This window comes from Rhodococcus sp. (in: high G+C Gram-positive bacteria) (assembly GCF_049591685.1).
In the GTDB taxonomy this organism is placed as follows: domain Bacteria; phylum Actinomycetota; class Actinomycetes; order Mycobacteriales; family Mycobacteriaceae; genus Rhodococcoides.
In genome coordinates this window covers 1-16,800 of sequence record NZ_JBAWFH010000159.1, presented here as the reverse complement: position 1 = coordinate 16,800, position 16,800 = coordinate 1, and the positions used below count along the sequence as shown (strand labels likewise).

The following is a 16,800-nucleotide window of genomic DNA, read 5'->3' as shown; positions in this document are numbered from 1 at the left end:
GGGCGCACGCGTTACACTGACAAGCCCCGGCAAAGTGCTGGGGACATACGGGGCTGAACGGTTTCGACTTTGTATGTTGAGTCAGGGGAAGCGTGTCGGTGCAGGCGAGAGACCACCGTAAGCGTCATCGCAAACATATAAGCGCCGATTCCAATCAGCGCGACTACGCACTCGCTGCCTAAGTAGCGACTGCGTGTCTGTCAGTCCGGGCTTGCCCTCGGCCCGGGTACTGGCATCAGCTAGAGGGCTTACCGATTCACTCGGCCACGGAGTGATGAGGAACATCAAACAGTGGCTGGGATCGTCATCCTGGCTTGTTTGCGAGATCAGGAGATCCAAGTAGAGGCATAGCAGACTGCACACGGAGAAGCCCTGGCAATGCAGCGGAGGACCCGGGTTCGATTCCCGGCAGCTCCACAGACGAGACCGGGTCGATGAGCACATGCTCACCGGCCCGGTTTTTTCTATCCCCGATGTGCCTGTCCGGCACGGGCACTCGGCCGCAGAAAAGAGTCGGCCACTAGTGTTGAAGCCGCTGGTGTCGGGCGAGAATGCAAGGAGGCGCATCATGGCGCACGAGAGAGCTGGAACGGTCGCTACACCTGAGGACCTCGTCGATCTTGCGCAGTTGGTCACTGCTTACTACTCACGCACTCCAGATGTGTCGGACCCGGGCCAGCGGGTCGTCTTCGGAACTTCGGGACACCGCGGGTCCAGTCTCGATTCCGCCTTCAACGAGAGTCACATCCTCGCGACGACGCAGGCGATCGTCGAATATCGTGCCTCACAGGGCACTACCGGGCCCCTGTTCATCGGCCGTGACACCCACGCGCTATCCGAGCCGGCGTGGACAACGGCGCTCGAGGTGCTCGCTGCCAACGACGTCACAGTTCTGGTGGATTCGGGCGATCGATACACGCCAACACCCGCCGTGAGCCACGCGATCCTCCGATTCAACGCCTCGAAACCGGCCGCCCGAGCCGACGGTATCGTGGTCACTCCGTCGCACAATCCGCCACGCGACGGCGGCTTCAAGTACAACCCACCGCACGGTGGTCCGGCCGACAGCGACGCCACGTCGATCATCGCCGCCCGCGCGAACGAACTGCTCGAAGCGGGCCTGGCTGGAGTGAAGCGCGTTGCGCTGGCCACCGCTCTGCACACTTCGGTCGAGCGCTACGACTTCCTCGGGACCTACGTCGACGACCTACCGTCCATCGTCGACCTCGACGCCATCCGTGCCGGCGGTGTCCGCATCGGCGCCGATCCACTCGGCGGCGCGAGCGTCGACTACTGGGACGCGATAGCCGAACGACACAATCTCGATCTCACCGTCGTCAATCCGCTCGTCGACGCGACGTTCCGATTTATGACCCTCGACACCGACGGCAAAATTCGCATGGATTGCTCGTCGCCCAACGCGATGGCCTCGTTGATCGAGGCTCGGTCGTCGTACGACATCGCCACGGGCAACGACGCCGACTCCGACCGGCACGGCATCGTCACGCCGGACGGTGGGCTGATGAACCCCAACCACTACCTGGCCGTGGCGATCGACTACCTGTTCACGCATCGATCGGGGTGGTCGCCCAACGCGCGGGTCGGAAAGACCCTGGTTTCCTCTTCGATGATCGATCGGGTGGTCGCCGGTCTCGGCCGCGAACTACTCGAGGTGCCGGTCGGGTTCAAGTGGTTCGTGCCGGGTCTGCTCGACGGAGAACTCGGCTTCGGCGGCGAGGAAAGTGCGGGTGCCTCTTTCCTCCGAATGGACGGCCGAGTGTGGACCACCGACAAGGACGGGATCATTCTGGCGTTGCTGGCTTCGGAGATCAGCGCTGTCACCGGCAAGACGCCGACCCAGCGGTATGCGGAGTTCGCCGAACAGTACGGCGCGCCCGCGTACGCCCGAGTCGACGCTCCAGCATCACGCGAGGAGAAGGCCATCCTGGCGAAGCTGTCGGCCGAGCAGGTGACGGCGACGGAATTGGCGGGGGAGAAGATCACGTCCACGTCGACGACCGCTCCGGGCAACGGCGCAGCAATCGGCGGCCTCAAGGTCACCACCGAGAATGCGTGGTTCGCTGCTCGCCCGTCGGGCACCGAGGACGTCTACAAGATCTATGCCGAGTCGTTCCACGGTGAGGCGCACCTCGCCGAGGTCCAGGCCGCCGCGAAAGATGTTGTGTCACAAGCGCTGAACAAGTCGTGACCACGTTGGACACGGTATGACGACGCCAGATCCATCGGCCGAACGCAAGGACACCGCACTCCCGTCCGAGATCTGGGTGCTGATTTCGGCGAGTTTCGTCATCGCCCTCGGCTTCGGCATCGTGGCACCTGCACTCCCGCAATTCGCCACCGAGTTCGGAGTGGGCGAATTCGCGGCCTCAGCCGTGATCAGTGCCTTTGCGATGATGCGGCTGCTGTTCGCGCCGGCGAGCGGAAAGTTCGTCCAGAAGCTGGGCGAACGACCGGTCTACCTGTCGGGTCTTCTCATTGTCGCGCTGTCCACGGGCGCATGCGCCTTCGCTCAGACGTACTGGCAACTGTTCGTGTTCCGCGGATTGGGCGGAATCGGGTCGACGATGTTCACGGTGTCCGCTCTCGGGCTGCTGATCCGGATCAGCCCGGCGCACAGCCGTGGCCGGGTGTCGGGGATGTACGCGACGAGCTTCCTCCTCGGATCGATCGGCGGACCGCTGCTGGGCGGCGCCGTAGTGGGGTTGGGGCTGCGGGCGCCGTTCATCATCTACGCCGTGGCACTGGTGATAGCGGCGGCTGTCGTGTTCTTCAGCCTGGGCAGCCTCAAGGAGCCGGAGGCCGCGGGAGATTCGTCCGTACCGGTACTGACGTTGCGGACGGCCCTGGCGGTGCCCGCGTACCGCGCTGCGCTGGCGTCGAACTTCGCCACGGGGTGGACGGTGATGGGCGTTCGGGTTGCCCTGGTGCCGCTGTTCGTCATCGCCGTTCTGGAGCGATCCGCTGCGGTTGCAGCAGTGTCGCTTGCCATCTTCGCCGTCGGCAACGCCCTGGTCCTGATCACCGCCGGTCGCCTGTCGGACACCAGGGGACGTAAACCGTTCGTCGTGCTGGGTCTGGTGATCGCAGGACTCGGTACAGCGGCGATCGGACTGACCGACACGGTCGCACTGTTCATGATCGCGTCGTTTGTCGCCGGCGTCGGCTCCGGCCTCATGACGCCCGCCCAGCAGGCCTCGGTAGCCGACGTGATCGGGTCCAAGGCTCGCGGTGGGCCTGTGCTGTCCACGTTCCAGATGTCTGCCGACGTCGGCGCCATACTCGGCCCACTCGTCGCAGGCGCCATCGTGGAGGTGTACACCTACGGAACCGCGTTCGTTCTGTCCGGTGCGATTTTGCTCACCGCTGCGGTGTGGTGGCTCCTCGTGCCCGACACGACCGCACAGGAGAAGGCCGACATCGGCGATTCCTGACCGCGGGAGACGCCCCATCTCGAGATGCGTTCGGCTGAAAACCTCTCCGTATCATGAGCACCGTGAGTCAAAAAAGAGCTTCCAGCGCGAAGTACACGCCTCAACCGACGTCGAACACTTTCACCTATGTTCTCGCCGGTATTGCGCTCGTCGTCGTGGTCGTGGTCATCGTTGTGGCCATCATGTGGCAACGAGGTGGCGACGAACCGAGGAACGACGGCTACGGCTCGGTGAAGAATTCCGCGGTGGAGTCGACGGTGTCGGACGACGGAACTGTTCAGCTTGCCGTGCCCGGGGTGTCGCGGATGGTGGATATTTTCGAAGATCCGATGTGCCCGTTCTGTGGCGAACTCGAAGTAAAGCACGGACAGGAACTCGCACAGAAGATCGACGAGGGCACACTCGGTGTCCGCTATCACCTGGTGGTGCTTCCTCAGCTCGACCAAGTCTCCGCTAGTGGGAATTACTCGAGCCGTGCAGTCGCCGCATCGCATTGCGTCGCCGAATCCGAGAACGCCGTCGTTTATTCGGCTTTCCACCGCACGTTGTTCTCGACCGAATTTCAGCCGGAGGAGCGCGGCGATACCGACCACACCGACGCCGAACTGGCCGATATGGCCCGGCAGAGCGGTGCAGGCGACTCGACTTTCGAGTGCATCGTCTCGGGCGCAGCCGCGGAGGCGGCTGCAGCGAACGCAGAGACCGCGCGGGCGGATCTGGCGGCGTCGGGTGCCGCCGGTACGCCAGGCGTTCTCGTCGACGGTCAATTGGTCGATGCGCTCGGCGACTCGGAATGGGTCCAGGCGATCGGCTGATCGGAGACCGTCCGGCCGGGAGGCCGAGGGCGCTCTACCAGCAGATTTGTAGCTGTCAGTGGCCATGGTGTAACTTCGTTCGAGCAACCGCAAGACAGCACAGAAATGCGCTCGAAGATTTCGCGGATGTTCGGTACGGGGCTATGGCGCAGCTGGTAGCGCACCACACTGGCAGTGTGGGGGTCAGGGGTTCGAGTCCCCTTAGCTCCACTCGAACGAAAAGGGAGTCACCCAACGGTGACTCCCTTTTTTCTACCCAGCGAGCTCTCGAAAGAGATCACCGGCCCGAAAACGGATCAGTGAGCTGCGTCGAAAGCCTGCTCCACATCGGCCGGGATTCGACCGCGTGCGGAAATGGCGTAGCCGTTGGACTTGGCCCATTCCCGGATTGCTTTGGTTTGGTTGGCGTCGCGTTTCGATCGTGTCGGCGCAGCACTTGGAGACTTCTTGGCCCGTTTGCCACCGACGCGTGCCGCGTGTTCGATGTAGTAGTCGAGCTTCCTATGGAATTCTTTGGCGTTCTTGTCACTCAGATCGATTTCGTACTCGACGCCATTGACCGAAAAGGCTATGTGTTCACCACCGGATTCGATTGGCTTGTCATCGATATCGTCGACGAGTTGGACATAGACTTTTTTGGCCATTTCGAAGTTCTCCAATGATAATTTGGGGGATCATCCGCATCGAACTATCGCGACTATACGACCGCACGGCTGATTTATCCATATGCGGCGGCCGATAACTGCGTGCGAGAACTTTTCCACGCCGAGCGATTCTCGGTGCCACTTTTTTTACGGCTCACGTTCCAGTTGATCGTGTGTTCGGCGACCCCGTCTATGGGTCGATGACAGCGGATGGGGAGGATGCGTCGACGAGCGCGCTCGTGCGGCGAGCGCATCGGGCGCGGACGTGGCCGAACGCCACGGGTTTCATCTGATTGTGCCGACGCTGCCCATTCCCGACGGCGCCGCCGATGCGGCTCAGTCCGTCGGCGGACGCGCAGCATCGAAAGCGATGCGAGACGCCTACGTGCGCGCCGGGTTCACGCCGGCGAACTACCCGGGGGTCAGCGACGGTGTGCAGGAGCGCTCGGACGTCGCGGATCCGGCTTCGACGGCGGTGCCACTGGTGTTTCTCGAGATGGGCAATGGGGCCAATCCCGACGACGCAGCGCTATCGGGAAGTGCGGAGGGTCAACTGGAACACGCTATCGCGGTCTCCATTGGCATCATCGACTACCTGTTGAACGTCGGCACCTGGCCGTGACCACCGCACCGTCCGGTAGTTGTTGTCGACGCCGAACATAATCGTGCAGACGGTACGACGCGTCGCGGAGGCACCACTGACCTACCCGTTGCCGGCCGAGTAATCTCGCTGCGTGGCGCAGAGAAGTCGAGACCGGAGAATTCCTGTCGTTCTGGTGTCGGGCTTCCTCGGTGCAGGGAAGACGACGCTGCTCAACCACCTACTGCGGCACAACCGTGGTATTCGAATCGGCGTCGTGGTCAACGATTTCGGTTCGATCAACATCGACTCGATGATGGTTGCCGGGCAGGTCGATTCGATGGTGTCCCTCGGGAACGGTTGTCTTTGTTGCGCGGTCGACGTGGCCGATCTGGACGCGATGTTCGACACGTTGTCGCGTAGCAGCGCGCAAATCGATGTGATCGTCGTCGAAGCGAGTGGTGTGGCCGAGCCGCGCAACCTCGTCCGAATGGTCCGAGGCAGCGACAATCCGCGCATCATGTACGGCGGACTGATCGGCGTCATCGACGCCGTCGAGTTCTTCGCCACCCGTGAGACGCATCCGGAGATCGATCAGCACGTCGCGCTCGCCGATCTGGTGGTGGTCAACAAGATGGACCTCGGTGACTCCGACGCGGTGACCGCTCATATCCGATCGATTGCGCCGAACGTGGCCGTACTACCGACCGCATACGGGCAGGTGGATGCAGACCTGCTGTTCGACGTCCCCGAACGCGCCGACAACGTCGACGAGGCGCGCCAACTGTCGCTGGACGAATTGCTCTACGCCCCGGACGATCATGCGAAACACCTACATGCGCGGTACTCGACAACGAGCTTCGTCAGCGACGAGCCGTTCGATCCTCGGAGGTTTGTGGACATGCTCGAGAACCCGTCCGGGGACGTCTACCGCATCAAAGGATTCGTGCATTTCGGAATCGACGGACACGACGTCAAGTACGTGGTCAACACTGTCGGGCGGCACCTCCGACTCGAACCGTCGAAGTGGGACGACGCAGAGCCGAGGAGCACGCGAATCGTGTTGATCGGTACCGACATCGACGACGAATTCCTCGAAGTGCGGCTACTGGATTGCATTCGGCGCACAGGTGACCGCGTCGACGAGTCGGCGATGATGCCTGTGCATCGCTACGCGCCACAGCGATGATTCCTGTACATCGCTACGCGCCACAGCGCGGCTGAACGGTCGCGTGCCCTAGAGGTCGCGTGCCCTAGAGACCGACCCATTCGGACGTGCCGGATTCGAAGTGCTGGCGCTTCCAGATGGGAACTTCGGCTTTGATGCGCTCGACGAGGGCAGCGCAGGTCGCGAATGCCTCGGCGCGGTGCGGGGATGCGACGGCGGCGACCAGCGCTATGTCGCCGATGGTCAGGTCACCGACGCGATGGATCGCAGCGACGGGCAGGCCGGAATCCGCGGCGACTTCCGCGCAGCATCGTTCGAGAAAGCGTTCCGCTTCGGGGTGCGCCTGGTACTCGAGCGCGGAAACCGGTTGACCGCCGTCATGATTGCGGACCACGCCGCTGAAGAGCACCACGGCGCCGTGTTGCGGACCGGCGACAGCGTTCTCCACCATCGAGGTGTCGATCACTTCAGGCGAGATTTTGGCGAGCAACTCGGTCATCGTGACCTCACTTCCCATCTGTCTCGTCGTGGAGACCGTGGCCTGCAACCTGGGCGAGCAGGTGATCGAGGATGGGTCCGAGAACGGCCAGACCGTCCTTCACACCACCGGGTGAACCTGGCAGATTGACCACCACGGTGCGCCCCGCAACTCCGGCAAGCCCGCGGCTGAGCGTCGCATGCGGGGTCACCTCGGTGCCCTTGCGTCGCACCGCGTCGGCGACACCGGGCAGTTCACGGTCGAGTACGACGCGCGTCGCTTCCGGTGTCGCGTCCGTCGGCGACACTCCGGTACCGCCGGTGCTGATGACCAGAGCGGGTGACCCGGTGAGCGCGTCGTTCACGCCCGTCGCGATGTCGGCGTCCGCGTAGACGAGAGGTCCGCGAACCGCGAAGCCACGGTCGGCCAGCCACGCCGCGATGGCGGGCCCCGTGGTGTCCTCTCGGGTGCCGTTCGCCCCTCCGGTCGATGCGACGAGTACAGCGGCAGATCGCGACGTTTGCGAGGTCGGATCCGTCTGGGTGGCGGATGCCCGGGTATGGGACGCCGGGGCGGAATCGGGTGTCGGCGATTCTCTGGACCACCGGCCGCGTTTGCCACCTTCCTTGGTGAGCAGCCTCACGCCGTTCATCGTCGCGCCGGGGTCGACGGCTTTGACCATGTCGTGGAGGGTGAGTCCGGCGACGGCGACGGCAGTGAGGGCTTCCATCTCGACTCCGGTGGGTCCGGTCGTCTTCGCGGTGGCTTCGACGGTAATGGTCGTGTCGGTGAACCCGAATCTCACGTCCACCTTGGACAGCGCCAACTGGTGGCAGAGCGGAATGAGCTCGGACGTCTTCTTCGCGCCCTGGATTCCCGCGATTCTGGCCGTCGACAGCACGTCGGCCTTCGGCATTCCGTCGGCGCGTACCAGTGCGACGACTTCTGCGGTGGTGCGGAATTCGCCTGCGGCGACAGCGATACGAGACGTATCGGCCTTGTGCGAGACGTCGACCATGCGGGCGCGGCCCTCTGAATCCACATGCGAGAGAACACGTCCGGACTCGCTGTGTGTTTCCGAATCATGCTGTATTCCCGAGTCGTTCTTTGTCACAGTGGAATCACCTGCACTTCGGCTCCTGCTTCCAATTCTGTTGCTTCGGAGGGGATGTCGATGAGAACGTCGGCCCAGGCCATGGCCGCGACGAGATGGGAGCCGGGTCCCGAGATCGACTTCACTCCATCTGACTCGAGGGTGCCGCGGAGGAACTGTCGTTTGCCGGCAACGGATGTCACCGGGTGTTTCAACGTGCTTCGTACGGGAAGTACGGGGGCTCTGCCTGCCGCTTGGCGCACGAGATTGCGGGCGAAGACGAGGAAGGAGACGACCGTGCTCACGGGATTGCCCGGAAAGGCGAGCACGGGAACCCCGTCGACCACGGCGGTGCCCTGGGGTCCACCCGGTTGCATACGCACGGAGCCGAAGCGGCCACCGAGCGGCGTCAGCACGTCTTTGACCACCTCGAAGTCTCCCATCGACACCCCTCCGGACGTGACGACGAGTTCCGCAGATCCGGTTGCCCGGGTCAACAGCGTCCGGAAGCTGTCGTGGTCGTCGCTGCTGCGATACACGCCGACCACTTCGGCGCCGGCGGCCTGCAGGTGCGCTGCCAGCGTCGCACCGTTGGAGTCGTAGATCTGCCCGGGCTGCAGTGTCGATCCCGCTGGAACCAGTTCGGCGCCGGTGGTGATGACGGCGACTCTCGGCCGACTACGAACTTCGGTGTGAGACAGGCCGACTGCGGCCAACACTGCAACATGGCGGGGTTCGATGGTGGTTCCGGCGCGAACGAGGACGGTGCCCGCTGTGATGTCACTTCCTTGCTCGCGGATGTAATCGCCTTCCGAGTGCGAGACGGTGATCGTGACCTCGCCGCCATGTGCCTCGGTGTGCTCGACGGGCACGACGGCGTCGGCTGAGGCAGGAACGGGTGCGCCCGTCATGATTTTCACCGCGGTACCGGTGTCCAGCATCGGCGGTGCCGACGGCCCGGCGGCGATGGTGGAGGTGACTCGCAGGGTGGCGGGAACGTGCGCGATGTCGGCGGCCCGGACGGCATATCCGTCCATCTGAGAGTTGCGGAAGAGCGGCAGATCCACCGGCGACGCAACGTCCTCCCAGGCGACGCGCCCGAGTGACTCGCTCACGGTCACCTTCTCCGGAGTCCGGGTGAGCAGCCGTTCGAGAAGATCTGCTACGTGCCGTGCGTGCTCTTCGACCGACGCAGGGCTCACGTGGCGCTCGCTCGGTGCACGAGGAGGGTCGGTCTCGTCATGCATCGATCCTATGCGCGGGCGATCCGCCGATCGTCCGGCGGATCGCACGAAGTTTTCGCGGACGGCATACTGGTAGTCGGCAGCTTGTTGTGCGAACCACCCAGTGCTCGGAGGTTCGTGCGTAGGCCATGATCGTCGGTAGGCCTCGATTTCGTGAGGCAATGAGCCTCTGTGAGGCAATGTTCGTCAGGAGTGTGTGTGACTGTCACCAGTGTCATCGGGCTCGGCATCCCCTCGGTGGGCCGTGCCGGAAACCACTCCGTCGACGACCGTCCCGACGTGCCAGGTCTGGTGGACAGATTCGGCCGAGTGGCCCGCGATTTGAGGGTCTCCATCACCGAGAAATGCTCGCTGCGCTGCACCTACTGCATGCCGGAGGAGGGTCTGCCTGCCATCCCTGCGCAGGATCTGCTGACGCCCGGCGAAATCGCCCGAGTGGTCGACATCGCCGTTCATCGCCTCGGTGTCCGTGAAGTGCGCTTCACGGGAGGCGAGCCGCTGATGCGTGCCGACCTCACCGAAATCTTCGAACTGTGCTCGCAGCGCGTTCCCGGGGTTCCGTTGGCCATGACCACCAATGCGGTCGGTCTCGAACACCGGGCGGCCGCCCTTGCCGCGGCGGGTCTCTCTCGTGTCAACGTCTCCCTCGATTCCGTCGACAGAGCGCACTTCGCGGAGCTGACCAGACGTGACCGGCTTCCCTCCGTGCTCGCCGGAATTCGCGCCGCGAAGAAAGCCGGACTGACGCCGGTGAAAGTCAACGCGGTTTTGATGCCGGAGACGCTGCACGGGGCTGCGGACCTACTGCAGTGGTGTCTCGACGAGGGCGTGGCCCTGCGCTTCATCGAGCAGATGCCGCTCGATGCGGACCAGGAATGGGCACGGGCCGAGATGTTGGACGCTCAGCACCTGCTCGACGTGCTGTCGTCCCGCTTCGATCTGCGGGCGATCGGCCGGGAAGATCCGTCAGCGCCCGCTGAGGAATGGTCGGTGAACGGCACTTCCGCCACTGTCGGAATCATCGCTTCGGTCACCCGGTCCTTCTGCTCGGACTGTGATCGCACACGCCTCACCGCAGAGGGAACCATCCGGTCGTGCTTGTTCAGTGACGACGAGACGGACCTTCGCGCCGCGTTGCGGGGCGGGGCAACCGACGACGAGCTGGCGCAACTGTGGCGCGGCGCGATGTGGAACAAGTGGGCCGGACACGGCATCGACGCGGCGGGCTTCGTGCCGCCGACGAGAAGTATGGGAGCTATCGGTGGTTGAAGTTCGGTATTTCGCCGGTGCCGCGGACGCCTCGGGATGCACGAAGGAGTCTTTCGACCTGCCCGCGGGCAGCAATCTCGCGACGCTCAAGGCCGCGGTGCTCGAGCGGCACGGCGACAGTGTTGCCTCCGTGCTCCGAGTGTCCGCTTTCCTGGTCGGAGACGAGCTCACCCGTGATCCCGATGCGACGTTCGGCGACAGGGTGGACATTCTGCCGCCGTTCGCCGGGGGATAGCGAGACCAGGTATCAGCGCTCGCGCCACCAGTCGTCGACCGGGGTGACCGGAACCGTCCGCTTGTGCCGGGTGGCGAGGTACATGCGCTCGAGCTTCTCCGCTACCTCGTCGGCGACGATTTTGCCCTCGAGGTAATCGTCGATCTGCGCGTACGTCACCCCGAGGGCTTCTTCGTCGGGAAGTGCAGGCCGGTCGTCCTCGAGATCTGCGGTCGGCACTTTCTTCCATGTGCTGTCCGGCGCGCCCAATTCCCGCAACAGTGCAGCGCCCTGGCGCTTGCTCAGGCCTGTCAGAGGCGTGACGTCGACGCCTCCGTCACCGAACTTGGTGAAGAAGCCGGTGACGGCCTCGGCTGCATGGTCGGTGCCCACGACGAGGTGGCCGAGCTCGCCGGCCAGGGCGTATTGCGCCACCATCCGCTGACGCGCCTTGATGTTGCCGCGGACGAAGTCACGCAGTGTTGCGACGCCCAGCGCCCGTGCTGCGGAGGACGATGCGGCGTCGGATGCGTCGGCGATGTCCACCGTGACCGTGCGGTCGGGTGCGATGAAGTCGAGCGAGACGACGGCGTCCGCCTCGTCCGCTTGAACGCCGTAGGGCAGCCGGACGGCGACGAACTCTGCCTCCGCGCCTTCAGTGCGCATTTCCGCCGCGGCGCGCTGGCACAGGGCGCCCGTGAGGGTGCTGTCCTGGCCTCCACTGATGCCGAGTACGAATCCCTTCGCCGGTGTGGATGCGAGATACGCCTTCAAAAACTCGACGCGACGGGTGATCTCTTCGGCGGGATCGATGGTGGGCCGAACGGCCAGCTCGCTCAGAATGCGAGTGCGCATATGCGTGAGAGGGGATGACATTCGACGATTCTAGGGCGCGGCGCGGCCTAGAGTCGGATGTGATGAAAGCCGACACCTTCACCAAGACCGACGCCGACGCGCATCCGGACTTCTTCGCAGCCGAGGCAGCGGGTCTCGCTTGGCTGCGCGACGGCGGCGCAGACGTGGTCGGCGTCCGCGGATTCGGTCCGACGCACATCGACCTCGAACGGCTGGTGCCGTCGGCTCCCACTCGCCGAGCCGCGCACAGGTTCGGCGAGCAACTGGCAACCGCGCACAACTCGGGTGCACGCGCATTCGGTTGTGCACCAAATGGTTTCGGCAAACAACTGTTCATCGGTTCGCGTCCGATGTCGAGCGTCGAGCATGCATCGTGGGGTCGGTTCTACGTAGCCGAACGCGTCCTGCCGTATCTGCGGGTGGCGGTCGACGTCGGGAACATCGCCGCAGCCGACGCGTCGGAAGTCGAGTCCGTCTGCGCGGCCGTGGCGGACGGTGCGTTCGACGACGGGGAGGGCCCGAGCAGGATTCACGGCGATCTGTGGACTGGCAACGTCGTTTGGACCGATGCCGGCGCGGTGCTGATCGACCCCGCTGCGCACGGTGGGCACCGCGAGACCGACCTCGCGATGCTTGCGCTGTTCGGTGTCCCCTTGTGGGAGGAGATCGTCGACGGATATCGCTCCGTGCACGAGCTCCGGACCGGATGGGAGGAGCGAGTGCCGGTGCACCAGCTGCACCCGCTGGCCGTTCACGCAGCAGGTCATGGCCCGTCGTACGGGGTGCAACTGCACCGAGCGGCACGAACTGTGGCGCAGCTGCTCGGCTGACTGTGGCGCAGCTGCTCGGCTGACTGTGGCGCAGCTGCTCCGTTGGCTGTGGCGCGGCTGCTTCGGTAGTCAGCGAGTTGCTCTGCGTACCAGGTCTTCCCAGCCGTCGGCGAGACGCTCCATCGACATGCCGAGATCTCGGAACTGATGTAGGACGAGTGTGGCTTCGAGGGGTGTCAGCAAGCCGTAGGCGAGCAACTGCAGATCACCCGTCACGCCCGCGGTGCGCAGAAGGGTGAGAACGTGGGTGTAGGTGACCATGTGCGCGGGCGCGGAGTATCTGAGTTCGGGCGAATTCTCGGCCGCGCGCATCACTTCGCCCTGAACCTCGACCAGATCGAGGCGTGCCCGACCGAAGGCGACGAGTCGATCGATCGGGTCGGCCCCCGGGCCCAGTGGGGGAGGGCCGAAGAGAAACGCGTGCTGAAGTTCCTTCTCGGTGTGGTCGAGCAATGCCTGCATGAGTCCGGAGCGGCTACCGAACCGCCGAAAGACGGTGCCCTTGCCCACTCCCGCTTTCGACGCCAGTCCGTCCATGGTGACGGCATCGGCTCCCACCGTCGCGACCAATTCTGCCGCGGCGTCGAGGAGAAGGCGACGGTTGCGAGCGGCGTCGCAGCGCTCGGTCTCCTCGCCTGCGATGGGGAGCATGAAGTCGGTCACAACGGGCAGTCTACCCGGTCGGGAATGGAAGTGGACCATGGTCCGTTTTGGTGGTAAGAATGCAGTCGAACGCCAAAACTCACCGAACTCGAAGGATCCTCGTCATGTCGCACGCTCACGTATTGGTTCTCGTCGGAAGTCTTCGCACCGAGTCCGTCAACAAACAGATCGCCGAGACCGCAGCGTCGCTGACCCCCGAGGGTGCAACCGCCGTTGTCTACGGCTCGCTGGGTGATGTTCCCTTTTACAACGAGGACATCGACGTCGACGGTCTGGTTCCGGCCGCAGCGCTCGACCTGCGTGCAGCTGCCGAGAAGGCCACCGCGTTCCTGCTCGTCACGCCGGAGTACAACGGCACCATCCCGGCCGTGTTGAAGAACGCCATCGACTGGCTCTCTCGTCCGTATGGAGCGGGCGCCGTGCTCAGCAAGCCGGTGGCGATCATCAGCGCATCCCCGAGTGGCAACGGTGCGAAGTGGGCGCACGACGACACCCGTAAGGCTGTGGGCATTGCCGGCGGAAAGGTGCTCGAGGACGTTGCGCTCGTCATCGGCGGAACGGGTGACAAGTTCGGTTCCGCGCATGCTCGCGAGAACGCCGAAGTGTCCGCGGAGATCGGCACGCTTGTGGCAGAACTGGTCAAGGCGTCGAACGAGCTCGTCCCCGCCTAGTCGTAGTAATGAGAATCGTTTTCATGTAGCTTGGCTGCATGAAAGTACGAAACTCGCTCAAGTCACTCAAGAACAAGCCGGGCGCACAGGTGGTTCGTCGCCACGGAAAAGTCTTCGTGATCAACAAGAAGGAACCGCGCTTCAAGGCGCGCCAGCGCTGAAACTCGTTTCGATGCGCGCCGACAGGCCCTCGGATCTCGCGATCCGGGGGCCTTTTCGGTGCGATCGACCGGTCTCGTACGGCGTGTCGTCTTGCTGTCACCGGTCACGACGGACCCGGCGACGAAGTGTGATGCACGACATGAGTCTCGTGTGACGCACGACACGCCCGGCTGACGTGGGGTTTGGATCGCGCGTAGGACTGTGACCTGCGAATACCAAGGATGTTGTTCGCAACATCTCGTGTTGTAGGCATATATAGGACACTAGGTGTAGTGTTTGAGCCGTCGAGAGGGCACAACGCGATCTACCCGCGAATCTGTCGGAACGGGTCGCGGAGGGCCTGAAATCAGGTCGAGAACAAGCAGAACGCTCGGATTGGTTCACCACGGCAAAATCGTCGATACACACATCACGCAGCGCACTATCGAGGTCTCGGCAGCACCGTGATCTCGTACAGGGAGAAGGGAACCCCTCATGAGCATCACCGTCTACACCAAGCCCGCCTGCGTTCAGTGCAATGCCACCTACCGCGCCCTGGACAAAGAGGGCGTCGAGTACTCCGTCGTCGACATCACGGAGGACGCCGAAGCGAGGGACTACGTCATGGCTCTCGGCTACCTGCAGGCTCCCGTCGTCGTTGCCGGCGAAGATCACTGGTCGGGTTTCCGTCCCGACCGCATCAAGGCGCTCACCGCCAACGTTGCTTGAACAGATCGCGCCGATCAACTCGACGGAGTGAGTCGGCCGGACGGTGCAGATCGACGAGAGTACGGAGATGAGTGAGTGTGACTTCCTCTCCCGCCCCGCAATCGACGCACCCGCTGGTGTACTTCTCGAGCGCGTCCGAGAACACGCACCGCTTCATCGTCAAGCTGGGGCTTCCGGCCAGTCGGATACCTCTTTGTCATCCGGAGACGTTTCTGGTCGACCAGCCGTACGTCCTGGTACTTCCCACTTACGGTGGAGGCACCACGTTCGCCGGACGGGATACCAACTACGTCCCCAAGCAAGTCATCAAGTTTCTCAACCAGAAGCACAACCGGTCCCTGATCAGGGGAGTCATCGCAGCGGGTAATACCAACTTCGGTGACTCGTTCTGTTTTGCGGGCGATGTCATTTCGCAGAAGTGCGCGGTTCCGTATCTCTACCGATTCGAATTGATGGGCACCCCGGAAGATGTAGTGCGTGTCCGCGAAGGACTCGAAGACTTCTGGGAACGAGAGTCGCGACGAGCAGCGCACACCCATTAGAAGCACACCCAGCACCAATTCCCATAGGAGTATTCGCCGTGGCACCGACCATCACCGACGTAGCGCCCGCAACGGTTCGAGCGGACGGTGATCTCGACTATCACGCCCTCAACGCGATGCTCAACCTGTACGGCCCCAACGGTGAGATCCAGTTCGAGAAGGATCGCGAAGCGGCCAACCAGTACTTCCTTCAGCACGTCAACCAGAACACCGTGTTCTTCCACGACCTGGACGAGAAGCTGGACTACCTGGTCGAGGAAAACTACTACGAGCCGGAAGTTCTCGATCAGTACTCGCGCGAGTTCGTCAAGTTCCTGATCAACCACGCGTACTCGAAGAAGTTCCGGTTTCCAACGTTCCTCGGGGCGTTCAAGTACTACACCTCGTACACCCTGAAAACGTTCGACGGTAAGCGCTACCTCGAACGCTTCGAAGACCGCGTGTGCATGGTCGCGCTCACCCTGGCTGCCGGCGACGAAGCCCTCGCAACGGACCTGGTCGACGAAATCATCGCCGGGCGCTTCCAGCCCGCGACACCGACGTTCCTCAACTCGGGTAAGAAGCAGCGCGGCGAACCCGTCTCGTGCTTCCTGCTGCGTATCGAAGACAACATGGAATCGATCGGCCGATCCATCAACTCCGCCCTGCAGCTGTCCAAGCGCGGAGGCGGCGTTGCATTGCTGCTCAGCAACATTCGTGAGCACGGAGCGCCCATCAAGCGCATCGAGAATCAGTCCTCCGGCGTCATCCCCATCATGAAGCTGCTCGAAGACTCCTTCTCCTATGCCAACCAGCTCGGAGCCCGTCAGGGTGCCGGTGCGGTGTACCTGCACGCACACCACCCCGACGTCTACCGCTTCCTCGACACCAAGCGTGAGAACGCCGACGAGAAGATCCGCATCAAGACCCTGTCCCTCGGAATCGTCATCCCGGACATCACCTTCGAGCTCGCCAAGCGAAACGAGGACATGTACCTGTTCTCGCCGTACGACGTCGAGCGCATCTACGGTGTCCCGTTCGCCGACATCAACGTCTCCGACAAGTACTACGAGATGGTCGACGACAAGCGCATTCGCAAGACCAAGATCAAGGCCCGCGAATTCTTCCAGACGCTCGCCGAGCTGCAGTTCGAGTCGGGTTACCCGTACATCATGTTCGAGGACACCGTGAACCGGGCCAACCCGGTGAAGGGCAAGATCACCCACTCGAACCTGTGCTCGGAAATCCTGCAGGTCTCCACACCGTCGACCTTCAACGACGACTTGTCCTACAGCCACGTCGGCAAGGACATCTCGTGCAACCTCGGCTCGATGAACATCGCGCTGTCGATGGATGCCGATGACCTGGGGCAGACCGTCGAGACGGCGATCCGTGCGCTGAGCGCGGTCAGCGACCAGAGCCACATCCGCTCG

At 63.4% G+C, this 16,800-nt stretch carries 18 protein-coding genes, 1 tRNA gene, 1 other RNA gene and 1 pseudogene; 15 read left to right on the top strand and 6 right to left on the bottom strand.

Annotated elements, in window-relative coordinates; all coding sequences use genetic code 11:
* Positions 1-49: 49 nt before the first annotated feature.
* The 5 genes from ssrA (at position 50) to WBQ44_RS06725 (ending at position 4,477) form a co-directional block, all read left to right on the top strand.
* Positions 50-420, top strand: a transfer-messenger RNA (tmRNA) gene (gene ssrA / locus WBQ44_RS06745).
* 148 nt (positions 421-568) lie between these two features.
* Complete coding sequence (gene pgm, locus WBQ44_RS06740) at positions 569-2,209, top strand: phosphoglucomutase (alpha-D-glucose-1,6-bisphosphate-dependent) (protein ID WP_495565946.1); 1,641 nt, start codon at positions 569-571, stop codon at positions 2,207-2,209.
* 16 nt (positions 2,210-2,225) lie between these two features.
* The gene (locus WBQ44_RS06735) at positions 2,226-3,452 is read left to right on the top strand and encodes an MFS transporter (protein ID WP_495565945.1); all 1,227 of its coding nucleotides are present in this window, start codon (positions 2,226-2,228) and stop codon (positions 3,450-3,452) included.
* A 62-nt stretch (positions 3,453-3,514) separates the two neighbouring features.
* On the top strand, positions 3,515-4,267 hold the full coding sequence (locus WBQ44_RS06730; RefSeq protein ID WP_495565944.1) for a DsbA family protein: 753 nt from the start codon (positions 3,515-3,517) through the stop codon (positions 4,265-4,267).
* 137 nt (positions 4,268-4,404) lie between these two features.
* Positions 4,405-4,477: transfer RNA gene (locus tag WBQ44_RS06725), tRNA-Ala, on the top strand.
* Positions 4,478-4,563: 86 nt separating this feature from the next.
* On the opposite strand, the gene WBQ44_RS06720 is transcribed toward WBQ44_RS06725, so the two are convergent.
* Entirely contained in the window at positions 4,564-4,911 is a 348-nt protein-coding gene (locus WBQ44_RS06720; protein ID WP_495565962.1) for a histone-like nucleoid-structuring protein Lsr2, read from the bottom strand.
* Positions 4,912-5,110: 199 nt separating this feature from the next.
* On the opposite strand from WBQ44_RS06720, the pseudogene WBQ44_RS06715 reads away from it, so the two are divergent.
* Together WBQ44_RS06715 and WBQ44_RS06710 are read left to right on the top strand one after the other, a co-directional pair.
* A pseudogene (locus WBQ44_RS06715) lies at positions 5,111-5,512 on the top strand (N-acetylmuramoyl-L-alanine amidase); the annotation flags it as partial.
* A 133-nt stretch (positions 5,513-5,645) separates the two neighbouring features.
* A complete protein-coding gene (locus tag WBQ44_RS06710) occupies positions 5,646-6,680 on the top strand; it encodes a CobW family GTP-binding protein (protein ID WP_495565943.1) in 1,035 nt (344 codons plus the stop codon).
* A gap of 64 nt (positions 6,681-6,744) precedes the next feature.
* Here the strand turns inward: WBQ44_RS06710 and WBQ44_RS06705 are convergent, their stop codons facing one another.
* The 3 genes from WBQ44_RS06705 to WBQ44_RS06695 all read right to left on the bottom strand — a co-directional run bounded on the left by WBQ44_RS06705 (position 6,745) and on the right by WBQ44_RS06695 (position 9,432).
* Entirely contained in the window at positions 6,745-7,158 is a 414-nt protein-coding gene (locus WBQ44_RS06705) for a molybdenum cofactor biosynthesis protein MoaE (protein ID WP_495565942.1), read from the bottom strand.
* Positions 7,159-7,165: 7 nt separating this feature from the next.
* Positions 7,166-8,155 (bottom strand): bifunctional molybdenum cofactor biosynthesis protein MoaC/MoaB, encoded by a 990-nt coding sequence (gene moaCB / locus WBQ44_RS06700; protein WP_495565961.1) that lies wholly within the window; start codon positions 8,153-8,155, stop codon positions 7,166-7,168.
* A gap of 92 nt (positions 8,156-8,247) precedes the next feature.
* Positions 8,248-9,432: a molybdopterin molybdotransferase MoeA gene (locus WBQ44_RS06695; protein ID WP_495565941.1), complete on the bottom strand. Its 1,185-nt coding sequence runs from the start codon at positions 9,430-9,432 to the stop codon at positions 8,248-8,250.
* Between the two features lie 240 nt (positions 9,433-9,672).
* On the opposite strand from WBQ44_RS06695, the gene moaA reads away from it, so the two are divergent.
* Together moaA and WBQ44_RS06685 are read left to right on the top strand one after the other, a co-directional pair.
* Entirely contained in the window at positions 9,673-10,743 is a 1,071-nt protein-coding gene (moaA, locus tag WBQ44_RS06690) for a GTP 3',8-cyclase MoaA (RefSeq protein WP_495565940.1), read from the top strand.
* Positions 10,736-10,978, top strand: a complete 243-nt coding sequence (locus WBQ44_RS06685) for a MoaD/ThiS family protein (RefSeq protein WP_495565939.1) — start codon at positions 10,736-10,738, stop codon at positions 10,976-10,978. The genes moaA and WBQ44_RS06685 overlap by 8 nt, the downstream gene beginning before the upstream one ends.
* Positions 10,979-10,990: 12 nt before the next feature.
* Here the strand turns inward: WBQ44_RS06685 and nadE are convergent, their stop codons facing one another.
* Positions 10,991-11,833 carry an NAD(+) synthase gene (nadE, locus tag WBQ44_RS06680; protein WP_495565938.1) on the bottom strand — a complete coding sequence of 281 codons (843 nt, stop codon included), beginning with the start codon at positions 11,831-11,833 and terminating at the stop codon, positions 10,991-10,993.
* A gap of 41 nt (positions 11,834-11,874) precedes the next feature.
* Here nadE and WBQ44_RS06675 point away from each other — a divergent pair, with 41 nt between their 5' ends.
* Positions 11,875-12,642, top strand: a complete 768-nt coding sequence (locus WBQ44_RS06675) for a fructosamine kinase family protein (protein WP_495565937.1) — start codon at positions 11,875-11,877, stop codon at positions 12,640-12,642.
* A gap of 69 nt (positions 12,643-12,711) precedes the next feature.
* Here WBQ44_RS06675 and WBQ44_RS06670 read toward each other — a convergent pair whose 3' ends face one another.
* On the bottom strand, positions 12,712-13,305 hold the full coding sequence (locus WBQ44_RS06670; RefSeq protein WP_495565936.1) for a TetR/AcrR family transcriptional regulator: 594 nt from the start codon (positions 13,303-13,305) through the stop codon (positions 12,712-12,714).
* Positions 13,306-13,409: 104 nt separating this feature from the next.
* On the opposite strand from WBQ44_RS06670, the gene WBQ44_RS06665 reads away from it, so the two are divergent.
* From WBQ44_RS06665 to nrdE, 5 genes are all read left to right on the top strand, one after another.
* Positions 13,410-13,976 (top strand): NAD(P)H-dependent oxidoreductase, encoded by a 567-nt coding sequence (locus WBQ44_RS06665; RefSeq protein WP_495565935.1) that lies wholly within the window; start codon positions 13,410-13,412, stop codon positions 13,974-13,976.
* A gap of 38 nt (positions 13,977-14,014) precedes the next feature.
* Positions 14,015-14,137, top strand: coding sequence for a type B 50S ribosomal protein L36 (gene ykgO / locus WBQ44_RS06660; RefSeq protein WP_019668008.1), 123 nt, complete (start codon positions 14,015-14,017; stop codon positions 14,135-14,137).
* A 475-nt stretch (positions 14,138-14,612) separates the two neighbouring features.
* Positions 14,613-14,846: a glutaredoxin-like protein NrdH gene (nrdH, locus tag WBQ44_RS06655; protein ID WP_495565934.1), complete on the top strand. Its 234-nt coding sequence runs from the start codon at positions 14,613-14,615 to the stop codon at positions 14,844-14,846.
* Positions 14,847-14,923: 77 nt separating this feature from the next.
* Positions 14,924-15,388 (top strand): class Ib ribonucleoside-diphosphate reductase assembly flavoprotein NrdI, encoded by a 465-nt coding sequence (gene nrdI / locus WBQ44_RS06650; protein WP_495565933.1) that lies wholly within the window; start codon positions 14,924-14,926, stop codon positions 15,386-15,388.
* 38 nt (positions 15,389-15,426) lie between these two features.
* The coding region (nrdE, locus tag WBQ44_RS06645; RefSeq protein WP_495565932.1) for a class 1b ribonucleoside-diphosphate reductase subunit alpha at positions 15,427-16,800 on the top strand (1,374 nt) is incomplete at its 3' end.